Origin of the sequence: Rheinheimera tilapiae (assembly GCF_042432165.1) — a bacterium.
GTDB lineage: Bacteria > Pseudomonadota > Gammaproteobacteria > Enterobacterales > Alteromonadaceae > Pararheinheimera > Pararheinheimera tilapiae.
Genome location: NZ_JBHLXP010000001.1, coordinates 705,912 through 723,080 on the forward strand (window position 1 = coordinate 705,912; position 17,169 = coordinate 723,080).

A 17,169-nucleotide genomic window follows, 5' to 3' on the forward strand; every position below is an offset into this window, starting at 1 on the left:
CTTTATCCTTTGATCAAACGTTGCTGGGGCTGACTGGTCAGCTGTTGCTGCAAAGCCTGCAGCTCTGCGGCACTGATCTCACTGCCATGACTGCCGGCAACCTGGCGGATTTGGGCACTGAGCGCGTCTTCCGGTGCCGCGTCAGTACTGAGCAGGCCAAGTAGTTTTTGCGCCAGACTGTGCAGCGTTGGTTGTTCAGAAATAGTCAGCACCGGCAGACGGACACCGAGCTGATTTTCAATCGCCACTACCAGTTCTACGCCCATCAGTGAGTCGAGTCCCAGGTCCTGCAGCGGGACCTGCTCGGCCAGTTTGTCCGGATTGGCACGCAGAATTCCGCCGACCACTTGCTTTAACACCGACAACAGATAGGCCTGCGCCTCTGCTACCGGCATCGTCGCCAGCAGTGCTGCGACGTCCTGCTGACTGGCATCCTGGTCCATTTTGCCGTGCGTATTGTGTTGCGCACGCAGTTTGGCAAAGCGTGGATCTGCGGCCGCCGGCAGGAATTTTTGTAAGGCGGCAATATCAATATCGAGCACCGCCGCCTGCGGCAAGTCGCGTTGCAGTACTTCAGATAACGCCTGCATTGCCTGTGCAGTGCTGACCGACTGACCGCCCATCCGGCTTTGCAGTGCTGCTTTAATCTCGCTGTTGCGGGCGAGGAAACCGGCATCGTCAATGGCGCCCCATAACAGCGCAGTGGCTGGTAAACCAGCGGCACGACGGGTCTGACATAACATTTCCAGGCCATAGTTGGCAGCGACGTAAGCGGCCTGGCCCGGGTTGCCAAACAAGGTCGTGGCCGAGGAGTACACCACAAAGAAATCCAGTGGCGTGTCCGGCTGCAGCGTCCGCGTCAGTTCGTCCAATAACCAACCGCCCTGAAGCTTGGCGGCCAGCACTTTGTGCAGCGTCTGGGCATTGAGGTTTTGCAGCAGGCTGTCTTCAATGACGGCGGCTGCATGGACCAGGCCACCGAGCGGCATTAGCTGTTGTCTGGCGTCGCTGAGCACTTGCTGCAATGCCTTACGGTCGCTGACATCACAAGCCGGTGCGTGGACTGTGACGCCCTGCGCGGCAAAATCGGCCAGCGTGCTGGCTGCGTCCGGGCTTTGGCTGCCGCGACGGCTTAACAGTAACAACTGCGTAGCGCCCATGGTGGCCAATGCTTTGGCGGTAGCAAGGCCAAAACCATCCATGCCGCCGGTCACCAGATAACAACGGTCCGGCCGCAGCTGCAGCTGTTGCTGGCGTGGCTGTACCGGTAAGGCTGGCGGATACTGCACCACAATTTTGCCGATATGGCGGGCTTGCTGCATCTGGCGGAAGGCGCTTTCAATCTGACTGGCGGCAAAACTTTGATATGGCAGTGGCCATAAAATTTCGTCGGCAAACAACTGCATCATTTCGGCAAACAAGCGCGCAGTCAGCGCTGGCCGACACGCCATCATCTGATCGGCATCGATGCCAAAGTAACTGATGTTATTGCGAAACGGTCGCAGACCAATTTTGCTGTTGTCGTAAAAGTCGCGTTTACCCAGTTCGAGGAAACGGCCAAATGGCTTCAGGATCTTCAGATTGCGGTTGACTGCTTCGCCGGCCAGCGAGTTCAGTACCACATCGACACCCTGACCATTGGTCAGCGCCAATACCTGATCGGCAAATTGCAACGAACGGGAATCGAGAATGTCCGTGACGCCTAACTGGCGCAAAAATGCATGTTTGGCGGCAGCCCCAGCGGTGGCAATAATGCGTGCACCTTTCCATTTGGCAATTTGGATTGCGGCGATGCCAACACCACCGGCGGCGCCGTGGATCAGTACCGTTTCGCCGGCTTCCAGTTGCGCCAGCTGATGTAAGGCGTAATAGGCAGTAAAGAAAGTACTTGGGATGGTGGCGGCTGCGGCAAAGTCAATTTGCGCCGGCAAGTGTGCCACCGCACTGGCACTGGTGACCACCTGTGCTGCGAAGCTGGCTGGGCCAAAGCCCAGCACGCGGTCGCCCGGCTGATAACCGATCACGCCAGTGCCGACAGCGCTGACCGTACCGGCAAATTCCAGACCTAACGTCGGCCCGGCAAAACCTTGCTCCAGCGCTTCGTCAGATAATAATCCCAGCGCGTACATCACATCGCGGAAATTAAGACCGGTCGCCTGCACGTCGACCCGGATTTGGCCTGGACCTGCCTGCAGCGCTTCACATTGTTGCCATTGCAGATGGCGCAGCTGGCCTGGCTGGCTGATTTGCAGCTGATAATGGCTGGACGCCAGCGGCAGCGGGATCGGCTCCAGCCTTGGCGTGTAGCGGACCTGGGCGCGGTCGTAATGCACTTCACGCGCGGCGCTTTCTCCCTGGGATCCTGAGCCTTGAAGTTCTGTGCTAAGCAATCGAAGTGGGTTTTGCTCGCGGGCAAAGTCCAGCATCGACACCGGCACCGGATGTTCATTGCGTAGCGTACGGCCGAGACCCCATAACAACACGCTGACCGGGTCCGGTGTGGCACTGCTGTGCAGACTGGCATCCGGCAATAACAACCAGATGGGCTGGCTCAGGTTTTGTTGCAGTGCCCATTGCTGTAATTGCACCAGTGCCAGCGCGGCCTGTTCGCAGTGCGTCAGCGCCGCTTGGTCTGCTACTGCAGGGTTCGGCTCTGGCTGAAACAGCACTATGGCATCGGCCGGCCAGCCGGTGCTGTCAATCAGAGCAAGCTCACTGATGCTGCTGCGGGCGACCACAGTGCAGCTATCGGTTGAATAGTGGCGGGCGCCATCCAGTAAGACCAGTGGCGGCAGCTGGAAACTCGGCGCCGCCATTAGTGGGGCCGTCGCGATCAGCAGTTCCAGCCCAGCGTTGGCGAAATCCAGCACCTGCACAGTCCAACCGCTCAGCTGTTGTTGCCAGAAATTAGCTGACTGCAGGCTCAGCAGTGGGTGCTGCGGGCCGCAGAATAAATCTGCCCACAGCCCGGATTTCTGCAATGGGATCAACAGGTAACCACCGGGTTGCAGCTGCTGACAGGCCTGTTGTAATGCGCTGTGCGCAGCGGCGACATCGCTATAATGGGACCAGAACCACAGCGCATCGGCGTTGCATCGTTCATCGGCAATCGGCAGCTGCAGCGCCGGATAATGCCCGGCCAGCTGCTGTGCATCCAGACTCGGTTCGGCGCTGACAAAGGCCAGCTGCAGCGCAGTCGGCGCCGCCAGCAAGGCTGTACAAAGCAGCGGTGCTTCCGGACTGAATTCCAGCAGTTGCAGCGGCCGGCTGGCCTTTGCAGCCCAAAGGTTCAGGCTGTCACCAATCGAAGGCAGCAGGTCATGCAGGCGATTTTGTAAGAGCTGGCTGATGCTGGTGTCGTCGGGCAGACGCAGCGCCTGGCCTTGTAGCAGCAGCGGTACTTGTTGTAAGGCCTGACCCGCCTGCAACAGTTGCGGCCCATAAGCCGGATAAGCTGTCAGCAGCGCGCGCCACAATTCTTGCGCGGACAGATCATCGTCCGCTGTTGCGCAGAAGTCCGCAGCGCTCAGCGCAGTATGGGCCAGCAATTGTTGCAAATAACGCGCATTGACTGGATAGCGTAAGTCCAATTCACTGAACATATCGGCCCAGTTGTGCTGCCACGGTTGCAATTGTTGCTGCAGACTGCGGCGTACCAGCTCGTTCAGTAATGGTTCCAGCTCCTGACACAGTTGCTGGCGGCTTTCGGCCAATGACGCAAAATCCGGCGGCGTCAGACTCGTGGCTGGTGTTAACGCATCCGGGCGGGTGATCTGTTGCCACAGCTGCGGTGCCTGGCGGGCATTTTTCAGTTTGGTGCGTTTAAAGCGTGCCTGCGCCAGGTGCGCTATCAGCTTGCCGTCTGCATCAAACAACCAGAAATCGGCCAGAATGGAAAACGGGGAATGGCGGCGCAGCGTGAGTTGTGCCAGCACCGGCACTGCCCGGCGCTGATGCAGCTCCAATCGGCCAATTGCTACCGGAATATAAGTAAACTCGGCCGATTGATTCGGGTATAACGCCTGAATAATCAGTTGGAAACTGCTGTCCAGTACGCCTGGGTGTAACAGGTAATCCGGGAAATCGCTGGCACCGCCATCCGGCAACGCCAGCTCGGCGACAATGGTCTGACCGGCGCTTTGTTGCGGTTGCTCAGCAGCGCTCAGGCGCCAGCCCTGGCTGACCTGGCGAAAATGTGGTCCGTATTGTAAGTCGAGTAGCCGGGTGGCGATATCTTGCTGACTGCGGTCAAAATCGACGGCGCGCGTCGGCTTTGCGGGGGCCGACACAGTGGTACTTGCCAGATCAGGTTGCAACAGCAGCCGGCCTTTGCCGTGTGGTTGCAACGCGGTGTCTGCCAGCAGCAGACGTGAGCTGAAGCGAATACTGCCATCCTGCGCATCGACCTCGGTGCGTAATAACCGGGTCTGACCGGATTCGAACAGCAGCGGCGCCTGAATTTCCAGGTCTTCCACTACCAGTGGCCCCGTTGGGCACAACCGCGCCGCTGCGGCTAATGCCAACTCGGCAAAGCCACTGCCGGGCAGCACCACGGCATTGCCGACCTGATGCTCGCTCAGCCACGGCAACACTGCGGTATCGAGTGACTGTTGCCAGCAAGTTGCCTGTTGCGCCATCGCCGTACCCAATAACGGATGTACAGTTGGCCGGTACAGCTGACCGACAGATTCAGCATCCTGATCCAGCCAGCAGCGTTGTCGCTGCCATTGATATGGCGGTAAAGTTTGCTGTGGCGCCACCAGCGGGAAAAGTCCGGACCAGTCGACCGGCGCACCGGCCAATATCAGCTGATCGCGCAGCTGTTGCACCTGAACGATGCCCGCCTGCTGGCGCTTCAGTGAGCCAAAACAGGCGCCGGGCAGGCCCTGCAACGCTTCTGTCAGATAACTGCGCAGCACCGGGTGACCACCGAGTTCGGCAAATAATTGCAAACCATCCTGCACCAAAGCACTGATAGCGGCATGGAACTGCACTGGTTCGCGGATATTGAGCCACCAGTAGTGCGCATCGAGTGCTGTGCCAGCGGTTTTTGCGCCGTACACGGTCGAATAAAACGGCAAATGGCCGGTTTGTGGCTGCAAGTCTGCCAACACTTGTTGTAACTCGCTGGCAATGGGGTCCATCGCCGGGCTGTGGAAGGCATAATCTAATGCCAGCCGGCGGCAGAACACACGTTGTTGCTGCAGATGGCTCTCGATCACGCTAAGCGCAGCCGGACTGCCGGCCAGCGTGACACCGCTGGCGCTGTTGATGCCGGCGAGGGTCAGTTGGTTTGTAAGGCCAAGCTCGTCGATGAGCGCATTGGCGTGCTCGGCACTGATCGCGGCGGCGCTCATCTGGCCCTGTCCGCGGGTCTGGCCTTGCAGGCGGCTGCGATGATAAATCACCTGGCAAGCCTGTGGCAGGCTCAGAATGCCGGCGGCCCAGGCCGCAGCCACTTCACCGACGCTGTGACCAACCACAGCGTCTGCAGTCAGACCAGCGGCGCGCAGCATGTTCGTCAGGCCCACTTGCACTGCAAACAGCGCCGGCTGAGCATATTCAGTCGCGTCAATCCGTTCTGGCGCTAACTCACCGGCGAGTTCTGCACGCAGCGAATAACCGGCTAGCGGCAGGAAGATTTGGTCAATGTCATCGATAGCGGCGGCAAAGACTACATCTTTTAACAAGGCTGCGCCCATACCGTGCCACTGACAGCCATTACCGGAATAGGTCCAGACCAATGGTTGTTGGTCTTTGCTACCGGTTTGCAGCGTGACTGCCGGATGTTGGCCATTGGCCTGATACTGGCTGAGGATGCTGGCGGCGTCTGCTGGCGTGTCGGCCCAGAGTAATAAACGCTGATTAAACCAATCGCGGCGAAACAGCGCCTGATAACAGCTCGCGTACCATTGCTCTGGCGGCAAGGTGCGCAGATATTCTGCCATCACCGCAACAGTCGCGCTGAGCCCTTCCGCTTGTTGGCTGCTCAGTAACAGCGGCAGTTGTTGTCCACTGTGACCAAAGGCTTTGGCGGGTAAGGCTGGTTCGGGCGCACTTTGTAAAATAACGTGGGCATTGGAGCCACCAAAACCAAATGAATTGACCCCGATCGTCAGCTTTCCAGTCGCTTTTAGCGCCAGTGGCTGTTGGACTACCTGCAGATTGCCACCGACGAAATCAATGGCCGGATTGAGTGTGCGGATGCCAATAGTGGCAGGCACAGTGCGTTGTTGCAGGCTGTAAATAGCTTTGACCAGGCCGGCAACACCAGAGGCGGCTTCCAGGTGACCGAGGTTACTTTTGACCGAACCAATATACAGCGGGTTGCCGGCGGCTCTTTTACTGCCGATGGCGCGGCCCAGCGCTCGCGTTTCAATCGGGTCACCAACCGCAGTGCCAGTGCCGTGTGCTTCGATGTAGTCAATGTCGTGCAGGCTGATGCCGGCATCGGCATAGACCTGTTCCAGCAAAGCGGCCTGACTGTGGCAACTCGGGACTGTGATGCCGGACTTGCGGCCATCGGTGTTGACGGCTGTGCCGGCGACAACGGCCAGAATAGGGTCGCCGTCTGCCACAGCCTGTTGATAGTCTTTCAGCAGGAATAAACCACCGCCTTCAGAACGGACATAACCGTCGCCGCCGGCATCAAACACCTGACAACGACCGCGCGGCGACAGCATGCTGGCTTTGGAAAAGATAATAAAACCATAAGGATGCAGGTGCAGACTAACGCCACCACACAGCGCGAGTTTGCTTTCACCGGATTGGATGGCTCGAACGGCCTGATGAAAGGCAACTAAAGACGACGAGCAAGCGGTATCAATCGCCATGCTCGGGCCACGTAAATCAAATACATAAGACAAACGGTTAGCGGCGATACTCGCGGTATTACCGGTGGCGACGCCAGAATCTATCAGAGTCAGATCGTCCGCCATCCGATAGGAATAGTCGGCGCTGGCGATGCCAATATAGACGCCGGTGTTGCTACCACGCAGCTGTGCCATGGTATAACCGCTGGCGCAAATCGCTTCGTAGCCAAGTTCCAGCAACAGCCGTTGTTGCGGATCCATCTGTGCCGCTTCACGCGGCGAAATACCAAAAAATGCTGGGTCAAACTGACTGACATCACCGATTGTGCCGGCAGCGAAAGTATAAGCTGTGCCCGGATGTTGCTTATCCGGATGTAAAAATGCGCTGTGCGTCCAGCGATCTGCCGGAACCTGACTGACCAGATCCCGTCCTGCCAATAAGTCGTTCCAGTAATTTTGTGCATCGGTTGCAGGAAATCGGAACGCCTGGCCAATAATCGCCACGGGTTTAGTCATACTTCTTCATCCATATCCATTGAAACTGCAGCAGTCACGGCCAGAAATACAGGTCGGACTTCAGAGAACATCTGCCGGCAACAACATCAGCAGAATTGTGCGGCAGGTCCAGAGAAAAACGTCCATTTTACCAAAAAAGCCCGCTTCGGACAAACGGCAATCTTCGCCTTATTCGGTCTATCTCGCTGTTGCGGCGGTTTTTCTCAGGCTGGCCGGATGGATAGGCGTGTCAACGCACATATCCGCTTGATGCAGACTGTTATCGTTGCAACAAACAACGCTGACCAGCGCTGTTACAGCGGGGTGTTGGCAATGCATAGTGCACAAAAACAGCTGGTTGAACCGCCAGCTTTAAACAGGGATGCAAGCAGTCCGGTGGCAGGTCTGTCTGCTACAGCAGCCGCATTAAAACTGGCAGCCGATGGCCCGAATGAGCTGCCCGGCAATGCACCCACATCGAATTTGCTGTTGTTGCGTCAGGTGCTGACTGAGCCGATGTTTCTGATGTTGCTGGCCGCCGGCTCAATCTATTTCGCGCTTGGCGATCGCACCGAAGCGCTATTACTGCTTGGCTTTGTCGTGCTGGTGATAGCTCTGACCTGGTTGGAGCAACACAAAACGCAGCGTACGCTGGAGTCGTTGCGTGATTTGTCGGCGCCGCGGGCGCTGGTGATCCGGGATCAGCAAACGTTACGCATTGCTGCCCGCGATCTGGTGTGCGGCGATATCATCATTCTGCGGGAAGGCGATCGGATCGCCGCCGACGCCACGCTGTTATCGGGACAACTCGCCGTCAATGAATCGCTGTTAACCGGTGAAGCAATGCCGGTACAGAAAATGACCCGGCAACAACACCAGGATGCCAGCGTCCCGGCTGCAGCTGTTGCCGGGGCGGCTGCTGATGTTGCTGCCGATGTCAGTACATTATTTGCCAGTACTGTAGTCGTCAGCGGGCTGGGACAAGCCGTGGTGCATGCGACGGCGGGGGCGACTGCCGTGGGTCAGATCGGCAAAGATTTGGCGAAGAGTCAAATTCAGCCATCGGCGCTACAAACCGCGTCCGGCCAGTTAGTGCGCCGGCTTGGCGTATTGGCGTTGCTGATCGCCCTCTGCCAGGTGCTGCTGGCTTGGGGCTGGGACCAGCAGCCACTGTTGCCCAGTTTGCTGTCAGGTATTGCGCTGGCGATGGCGATTTTGCCGGAAGAGATCCCGGTGATCCTGACGGTTTTTTTAGCGATGGGCGCCTGGCGTCTGGCGCAGCAAAAAGTGTTGACGCGCCGTGTCGCAGCAGTGGAATCGCTCGGGGCAGTGTCGGTATTGGCGGTCGATAAAACCGGCACACTGACATTGAATCAGATGCAGGTTGCGGCGCTGGCGATCCCAACGGGGCAAGACAGTGCTGAGCAGTTCAGTCCGGCAGACGCTAAGTCCTTGCCAGAGGCCTTTCACAGCCTGACCGAGTTCGCCATGCTGGCGACGCCGGGCGATCCTTTTGATCCGATGGAACAAGCCATTCAGCAATTCAGTGACCGTTGGTTAGCCGGCACTGAACATGTGCGGGATGGCCGCCAACCCGAACGGGAGTATCCGCTGAGTGCCGATATCCTCGCGATGACCAAAGTCTTTGCCGGCAATACTCCGCGCCAATATGTGCTGGCGGCGAAAGGGGCCCCGGAGGCGATTGCCGACCTGTGCCATTTAACGCCGGCACAGTGTGGCCAGATCCAAACGCAGGTCCACGCCATGGCCCAGCGCGGCTGGCGTGTATTGGGCGTGGCGCGTGGTCTGTGGCAACAGGCGAACGGTCGTGACAGCGGCTGGCCTGACAGCCAGCATCAGTTTGATTTCAGTTTCTGTGGTCTGGTTGCGTTGGCCGATCCGCCAAGGCCCGAAGTGCCGGCTGCGATTGCGGAGTGTCGTCAGGCCGGGATCCGCCTGTTGATGCTGACCGGCGACCATGCCGACACGGCGCGGGCGATCGCCGCTCAAATCGGCTTGTCCGAGCGTCCTGAAGTGCTGACCGGTGTCGACCTTGCGGCGCTGGATGACACGGCATTAAGCGCGCGGCTGCATAAAACTGATATCTGTGCCCGGCTGCAACCGAGCGACAAGTTGCGGTTGGTCACGCTGTTGCAACAGCAAGGCGAAGTGGTGGCGATGACCGGTGATGGTGTCAATGACGCGCCGGCGTTAAAAGCGGCCGATATTGGCATAGCCATGGGGCAACGTGGTACCGACGTGGCACGGGAAGCGGCTGCGTTGGTGTTACTCGATGACAGTTTTAGCCGCATTGTCAGCGCCATCCGGCGAGGCCGGCGTATTTATGACAACATCGGTAAAGCAACCCAATTTACCTTTGCTGTGCACATGCCGATTATTGCGCTGGCACTGGTGCCGGCATTGCTGCATTGGCCGGCGTTTTTATTGCCGGTGCATATCGTATTACTGGAACTGATCATTAATCCGGCCTGTTCGATCATTTTTGAAGCCGAACCCGGCGCCACCGACCTGATGCAACGGCCACCCCGCGATCTCCACACCTCGCCTTTTAGTTTGCACCAACTGGGGCAGGGCTTATTGCAGGGCGCTGGCATTGCGGTGATTTTACTCTGCATGTACGGCTGGTTATTGGCCCGGCACGGCGCCGGTGTGCGCAGCAGCAGTCTGATTGTGCTGATGTTATTACTGAGTGTGTTTCTGCTGATCCTGGCCAATCGTGATCGTGCGCGTCCGGCTTTGTCGGGGCTGTTCAGCCAGAATCGCTGGGTGATGCGGCTGGCGCTGATCATGATTCTGCTGCTGGGTCTGCTGATGTGGTTGCGGCCACTGGGTGCCGTGATGGGGACTATGGCGCCTGCTGGGGCGGATTTTATGGTAGCTGCGGTTGGTATTGTGCTGATGCTGCTGTGGCTTGAATTGCTGCGCCGGACCAGTGCTGTGGCGCCGGCCAAGCCCGTCGTATGACCAAACCAACAGCCCCTGCATCGGCAACAGCGGAATCGCCCAGCGCTGCTGCTCCTGCTGCAACGGCGGCTATCGCGGCGTCTGTCCCGGCGGTTGACGCGGAGATTGACACGGCCGATGGCCAGCCAGCGCGCTGGCGCCTGTTGATCCAGCAATACGGCCGCGGCGTGCTGCTGATCGCAGTGCTGATCGGCGCCATCGTCTGGCTGGGGCCGCGTTTATTACGCGGGCCGGAAGTGGCGTTGCTGCAGGTGGTGCAACAGGATTTTGTCCAGTCGGTGGTTGCCAGTGGCCGGGTGGAATCACCGCACCGGGTCAGTGTCGGTGCGCAAATCACTGGGACTGTGGCGCGGGTGCCGGTTGATGAAGGGCAACAGGTCGACGTAGATACCATCCTGATTGAGCTAGACGCCAGCGAATTACAGGCTGTGGTGACACAAGCCCAAGCCAGCGTGGCGCTGGCCCGGGCGCAGTTACGCCAATTACAGGAAGTTCAGGCGCCGGTGGCGGCGCTGGCTTTGCAGGAGGCAGAGGCGAATCAACGTGCAGCGCTGCGGATCTTGCAACGTCAGCAAGAATTAAAAGCAGACAGAATGATCAGTCAGTCGGTGCTCGACGAAGCGCTACGCGCGGAACAAGTGACGCGCAGTAAAGTCAGCAGCTTTCGCCAGCAGTTGCTCAGTACCGGCGCACAGGGCAGTCAAGCCGAACTGGCGGCCGTGACGTTGCAACAGGCGCAGGCCAGTCTGCAATTGGCGCTGGCGCGGTTGGCTTACACCAGGCTGACCGCGCCGGTCGCCGGAGTGCTGATCTCAAGGCAGGTGGAACCCGGCAGTGTGGTGCAGCCGGGACTGGTGCTGATGCAGCTGGCGCCTTCGACCAGCACCCAACTGGTGGTGCAAATTGAAGAGAAAAACCTGCATTTACTGCAACTCGGTCAGCTGGCGCTGGTCTCGGCAGATGCCTATACGGACCAATCTTTTCCGGCGACCCTGACCTACATCAATCCCGGTATTGATGCCGGCCGTGGCGTGGTTGAAGTCAAACTGGCGGTCGCGACGCCACCGGCGTATTTACGCCAGGACATGACGGTGTCGGTGGATATAGTGGTGGCATCGCGGCTGCAGGCGGTGTTGGTACCGGCTGGCGCCGTGCATGACAACGATCCGCACGCACCTTGGGTATTGTTGCTGGATGGCTGGCGGGTGCGGCGGCAGGATCTGCAGCTGGGCCTACGCAGTCAAGGCTGGTCTGAAGTGCTGAGCGGGTTGCAGCCGGGAGACTGGCTGGTGCCGGTCAGTAACGGCCAAATTCAGCCAGGCCAGCGCATCCGGCAACTGCCAGCTGTGGCAGGTGTCAGCAAATGACAGAGAGCAGATCGGTCGCTTATACCTTGCCGTCCTGGCAACCCTTTGAATGGATTGTGGCGTTACGTTTTTTACGCGAAGGCCGTATTCAAACCGCATTTATTATCAGTGGCATCGCGCTCGGCGTAGCGGTCATCGTGTTTATGTCGGCGTTGCTGGTGGGCGTTCAGGCCAATTTTATGCAGCGTGTACTGACCGGGCAGGCGCATATTCAGTTATTGCCGGCCAAAGAAGTGGTGCGGCCGCAGCAAGGTAAAAACGCCGGTCCAGCGGCGACTGTGTTGTATGACGCGATAGTGCAGGCGCCACTGCAACGGCTGAAAAGTATTGATCAGTGGCAAAGCATTGCGCAGCAGATCGGCCGGATGCCGGAAGTACTGGTGGTGTCGCCGGCGGCAACCGGAGCCGGTTTGATCCTGCGCGGCGACACCAGCCGGGCTATCTCAATCATTGGCATCAAACCCGAGCTGTATTTTCAGATAGTGCCGCTGGCGGACAAAATCATCCGCGGCAATTTACGCCTGACCGGCGCTGACATGTTAATTGGCTCCGAGCTTGCGACCGATCTGGGGGTCAGCACCGGCGATCAGTTACATGTGACGGCCGCATCCGGCGGCGCCACTATCCTGCGAGTGACCGGCATCTTTGATCTTGGCAATAAAGGCGCCAATGCCCGAACGACCTTTGTTGCACTGCGCACTGCGCAGAGTCTGCTCGGTCTGGTCGGCGGCGTGTCAGTGCTGGATGTGACGGTGCAGGACATTTATGCCGCCGAAACCATCGCGCTGCGGATCCGCGCCGCGACCGGCACCGACGCACAAAGCTGGATCGCCACCAACGCGCAGTTTTTTGTCGCGGTCGGCGCCCAACAGAGTTCCAATACGGTGATCCGTTTATTTGTCGCTTTGTCGGTCGCACTTGGCATCGCCAGTGTGTTGGTGGTTTCGGTGGTACAAAAGTCGCGGGAGATTGGGATCCTGCGGGCAATGGGGATCAGTCGTGGCCAGATCCTGCGGCTGTTTTTATTGCAGGGCGGTGTATTGGGGCTGGGCGGTGCTGTTCTTGGCGCCGTGCTGGGCGCGCTCGGTCTATTGCTGTGGCAGCAACTGCAACGCAATGCCGATGGCACGCCATTATTTCCGCTGAGTTTCGATCCGGTGTTATTTATCAGTGCCTTAGGTCTGTCGATGCTGACGGGTTTAGTGTCGGCATTTATCCCGGCACTGCGGGCCGCCCGGTTAGACCCGGTGGTGGCTATTCGTGGCTGAATCCGGCGATGTGCCCGCGCTGGTGCTGCAACTGCAAGGCGTGCGTAAAACCTTTAATGCTGACCTGCCAAATGCGGTCGAAGTGCTGCATGGTATCGATTTGACACTGCACGCCGGCGAATTTTGTGCCGTCGTCGGGCCGTCAGGCTCTGGTAAAAGTACCTTGCTGAATATTGTCGGGCTGCTGGACCGGCCTACGGCCGGCACTGTCACCATTTGCGGTCAACTGACGCAAGGCTTGGCAGACCGGGCGTTGACCCAATTGCGTGGCCATCGGATTGGCTTTGTCTTTCAGTATCATCATTTGCTCAGCGCTTTTACCGCACTGGAAAATGTGTTGATGCCCATGCTGGCTGACGCCGGCTCCGTCAATCAGCAGATGGTGCAGCGCGCCACGGATCTGTTGGATCAGGTCGGGTTGCATGCTTATCTGGCACAACCTGCCACCCAATTATCGGGCGGCCAGCAGCAGCGGGTGGCTTTAGCCCGGGCGCTTGCGATGCAACCGGCGTTGTTATTGGCTGATGAGCCGACTGGCAACCTCGATACGGTCAGTGCCGATGCGGTGTTTGCACTGTTACGTGACATCAGCCGCAATGCCGGCATGGCGGTGTTGTTTGTCACGCATAACGAGGCACTCGCCAGCCGGTGCGACCGCACCATCAACGTGGTGGATGGGCTGATTGTCGGCTAAACGACGGTTAACAGCGTCGCCTGGCGTGCCAGCGCACCGAGCTTTGCATTTGCAGACGCTAGTCTGGGCAGGGCAGGTGATGACCTGCCGACCTCAAAGCAAGGACAGTCCAATGAAACTTTATTGCTCATACAAATTTGCCGGTCTGCTGTTAATCACTTCAGTGCTCGTTGCCGGTTGCGATCCAGCGCCAACACCGCCGCCCAAAACCGAAGTGGTCGATCTGGACGTGACCACGCAGGTAAAAATGGCGCTGATGAATGACCCGGCACTGAAAAATCTGAATATTGATATTTTGACCACCAATGGTGATGTCCGCTTGGTTGGTGTGGTTGAGACTCAGAGTCAGATGGATACTGCGGTGACCCTGGCGAAAGGGGCCTCCGGGGTGCATACCGTGCACAACGAGTTGACCATCAAACCGGAATAAGTGCGCTGACTGAAAAGGCCAGCGGCAGTTGCTGATAAAAAAAACGCGGCATCTGCCGCGTTTTTGCTTAGTAAATACCTGATCATTCCAGGCGGTAACGCACACCCAGCGCGACACGTGGGCCGTATTGGCGGGCAAACAGGAACTGCTCTTCGAAGCGGCCATAACCCCGTTCGGTTTCGTTGTTCAGGTTAATGCCCTCGAGGAACACGGTCAGCTCTGGCAGGATGTCGTAGTTGACGCTTAAATCCCACTGGCCGAAGGTTTCCGCAAACTGCGGTGGTGCATCGCTGGAACCCTGCGCCTGACCAACGCCAATCAGGTACGAATCCCGCCAGGCGTAAGTGACTTTGACTGACAGGCCGTCTTTTTCATAAAACAGCTGCATGTTGGCTGAGTCACTCAATCCAGTCAGCGGCGCTTGCTGGCTCAGGCTCATCACGTCAAATTCGACATCACCTTGCACAAACGTCGCGTTGGCGCCAAGGCCAAAACCGGTTTCGCCAAGCAGATGCTGGAATGCCACTTCAAACCCGTCGACTGCTTTACTGTCGGTATTGGCCGGTTGACTGATTTGCCACACCATCAGCGGGTCGTCTGCGGCAGGTTCAATTTTGCCCTGTGCATTGCCATTACCATTCGCCAGCATTTGCGCATAGATCGCGCTGCTGGTGGCTTGTTCGCCACGGGCCGCGAGGTCTGCCACCGCTTTTTTGTAGCGCGGGCCGTTCAGGATGTCGCGCAGACCTTCGATGGTGGTTTGGGTGATCGTTGTCTGGATAAAGTTATCCACGTCTTTACGGAAATAACCGACGGCGGCATAACTGCCTTCAGCGTAATAGTATTCCAGACTCAGATCGAGGTTGGTCGATTCAAACGGCAACAGATTGGTATTGCCCTGACTACCACTGCGTGCATCTGGTTTCGGACTGCCGCTTAAGCTGCGGCCACCGGCGAGGAAACCCAGCGGTGCCCTGGTGATGCTCTTGCCGTAAGAGAAACGGCCGATCAGGTCATCGCGTAGTTCCGCTTTAAGGTCAAACATCGGCAGTAACACGTCGTGTTTACCTTCCTGTGCCAGGAAGTTAGCGGTACCGCCTTGCTGGTATTGCGTGATCCATTCCGACGGGCTTTCCCAGTTCACCTGGGTTTCGACGCGCTGACGCACTGTGCTGTCGACCGTGGTCTCTTCGTAGCGCAGGCCCACATTCAGTTGCAGTGGGATGTCTTTGACGCTGAAATCAAAGCGGCCTTGGACATAGACGCTATCGGTGACTTCATTGACATAACTTTCGCTGTCGATGCCGTCAATGTACGGGTCAATTGAATATTCGTCTGCGCCCATTACACCTTTGGTCAGGAACGCCAGTTGACGGGCGACCGCTTCATCAAAGTCATAGCTGTAGTAGTAGTTTGGCTGCAGGTTATTCCCACCGCCGGCGAACTGGTCGAGGAAGTTCGCGGTGCTATGACGGATAAACATGGCATCCGGGAATATCTGCGGATAGGCCGGGTTAAAGCCCGGACCGCCACGCAGACCACTCCAGCCCTGTTGGCCGCCCATGGTTTGGTCAGTGCGCGCAATACCAAAGCCGACATCGGTCAGCGGGAAGCTGAAGAAGTCGTTGTCCCATTTACCATCGAGCTGATATTGCTGAATTTCAGCTTTACCCGGCGAATGGATAAACTGGCTGAAGTTGGAATCCATTTCACCTGGATTCAGCGTGGTGGTGCCGTTTTTCCAGTACACCAGCGCTTGTGGGATCTCGCCGTTGCGGTAGTCATAGACTTTACGCAGCAGCTGGTCTGAACCCAAAATCACCTGGCCTTGGCTGCCGAGACCTTTGTCGGCGCCATTGTCGGCTTTATTGTCTGAATCATGGTAATCCAGCGTCAGTTGCAACGCGTCATACACCTGCCAGTCAAAATTGACGCCAACCGATGCCGCTTTGACTTCAGTGGTGCCTTTGCTGGCAGTGAAAGAGCCGTCGTTGCCGCTGATATCGGCATACAGTGCGGTACCGTTGGCGTCTAATTCATAGCCATTGATATTGCCACCAAACTCGTTCCAGATGCCCCAGCCGATGCTCTGGCTGCCGGTGATGGCGCGCGATGCGGTGTAATCGATGGTTGCGGTGAAGGCGTCAATTGGCCGCACCTGTAACGTCAGTTGGCCGTTACTGCGCTCACGCTGCACATCTTCGATGCTGTAGTTCATGTCTTTGGCAAAATAATAATTGCCGGTTGGTTTGCCGTCCGCGCCTACCGGGCGGGCGTCTTTGACTTTATCCGCAGCTAACGTTGGCAGCGCCACGTTGGCTTGCCAGCCTTGGACGTTGGCCTGTTGCTTCTGGAAATCACGTTCCTGATGTGACAAAGACAACGCCAGACCGACTTTGTCGTCAAACAGCGTCGAGCTCAGTACTGTCGCCAGTTCCGGCGTCACGTCATCGCCGATTTCATTCGAGCTGTCGTAGATGCCTTTGGCCGTGGCCGAGGCGTGCAGCCCAGGCTTTTGCAATGGCCGGCTGGTGATGATATTAACCGTCGCGCCTAAGCCACCGCTTGGGTTGGAGGCGCGGGCGGTTTTATAGACTTCCAGCGCACTGACGCCTTCGGAGGATAAGTTTTCCAGATTGTAAGAGCGGGTGTAGCCGGTGCCCGGCATTTGCCGGCCATTCAGTGTCACCAGGTTAAAATCCGGGCCAAAACCACGCACCGTGATCTGGCTGCCTTCACCGTTGGCGCGGCTGACCGACACCCCGGTGATACGCTGCAGAGATTCCGCGAGGTTGGTATCCGGGAATTTACCCATCTCTTCAGCGGAAATGGCATCGACCACACCGTTGGCTTCGCGTTTGATATCCATCGAGCGGATTAAACTGCCACGAATACCTTTGATTTCAATCACTTCTACTTTTTCTTCTGCCGTGCTGGTGGCCGCTTGCTGCTGTGCAGCATAGGCCGGCAAGCCAGCGCCGAGCGTCAGCAATATGGCGCTGGCGAGCTTGGTTTTACTAAACATTGTTTTGTTCATACGCAATCCTGTATTCACTGCATCCGGCGGCGACACGACAGCTGGCCGGGTGGTGGTGATTTGTTTTATGATCAGATGTTT

The 17,169-nt window shown here is 57.8% G+C and carries 7 protein-coding genes; 5 read left to right on the forward strand and 2 right to left on the reverse strand.

Translation table 11 applies throughout. The annotated features are described in order from the left end of the window. Nucleotides 1-2 precede the first annotated feature (2 nt). Nucleotides 3-7,328: a type I polyketide synthase gene (locus tag ACFFJP_RS03005; RefSeq protein ID WP_377240362.1), complete on the reverse strand. Its 7,326-nt coding sequence runs from the start codon at nt 7,326-7,328 to the stop codon at nt 3-5. 216 nt (nt 7,329-7,544) lie between these two features. On the opposite strand from ACFFJP_RS03005, the gene ACFFJP_RS03010 reads away from it, so the two are divergent. The 5 genes from ACFFJP_RS03010 (at nt 7,545) to ACFFJP_RS03030 (ending at nt 14,051) form a co-directional block, all read left to right on the forward strand. Continuing rightward, on the forward strand, nt 7,545-10,292 hold the full coding sequence (locus ACFFJP_RS03010; RefSeq protein WP_377240365.1) for a cation-translocating P-type ATPase: 2,748 nt from the start codon (nt 7,545-7,547) through the stop codon (nt 10,290-10,292). Further along, the gene (locus tag ACFFJP_RS03015; protein WP_377240368.1) at nt 10,289-11,659 is read left to right on the forward strand and encodes an efflux RND transporter periplasmic adaptor subunit; all 1,371 of its coding nucleotides are present in this window, start codon (nt 10,289-10,291) and stop codon (nt 11,657-11,659) included. The genes ACFFJP_RS03010 and ACFFJP_RS03015 overlap by 4 nt, the downstream gene beginning before the upstream one ends. Beyond that, on the forward strand, nt 11,656-12,927 hold the full coding sequence (locus tag ACFFJP_RS03020) for an FtsX-like permease family protein (RefSeq protein ID WP_377240371.1): 1,272 nt from the start codon (nt 11,656-11,658) through the stop codon (nt 12,925-12,927). The genes ACFFJP_RS03015 and ACFFJP_RS03020 overlap by 4 nt, the downstream gene beginning before the upstream one ends. Further along, nucleotides 12,920-13,621, forward strand: a complete 702-nt coding sequence (locus ACFFJP_RS03025) for an ABC transporter ATP-binding protein (RefSeq protein WP_377240374.1) — start codon at nt 12,920-12,922, stop codon at nt 13,619-13,621. The genes ACFFJP_RS03020 and ACFFJP_RS03025 overlap by 8 nt, the downstream gene beginning before the upstream one ends. 112 nt (nt 13,622-13,733) lie before the next feature. Next, nucleotides 13,734-14,051, forward strand: coding sequence for a BON domain-containing protein (locus tag ACFFJP_RS03030; RefSeq protein ID WP_377240377.1), 318 nt, complete (start codon nt 13,734-13,736; stop codon nt 14,049-14,051). An 82-nt stretch (nt 14,052-14,133) separates the two neighbouring features. Here ACFFJP_RS03030 and ACFFJP_RS03035 read toward each other — a convergent pair whose 3' ends face one another. Continuing rightward, entirely contained in the window at nt 14,134-17,088 is a 2,955-nt protein-coding gene (locus ACFFJP_RS03035) for a TonB-dependent receptor (RefSeq protein ID WP_377240380.1), read from the reverse strand. Nucleotides 17,089-17,169 lie beyond the last annotated feature (81 nt).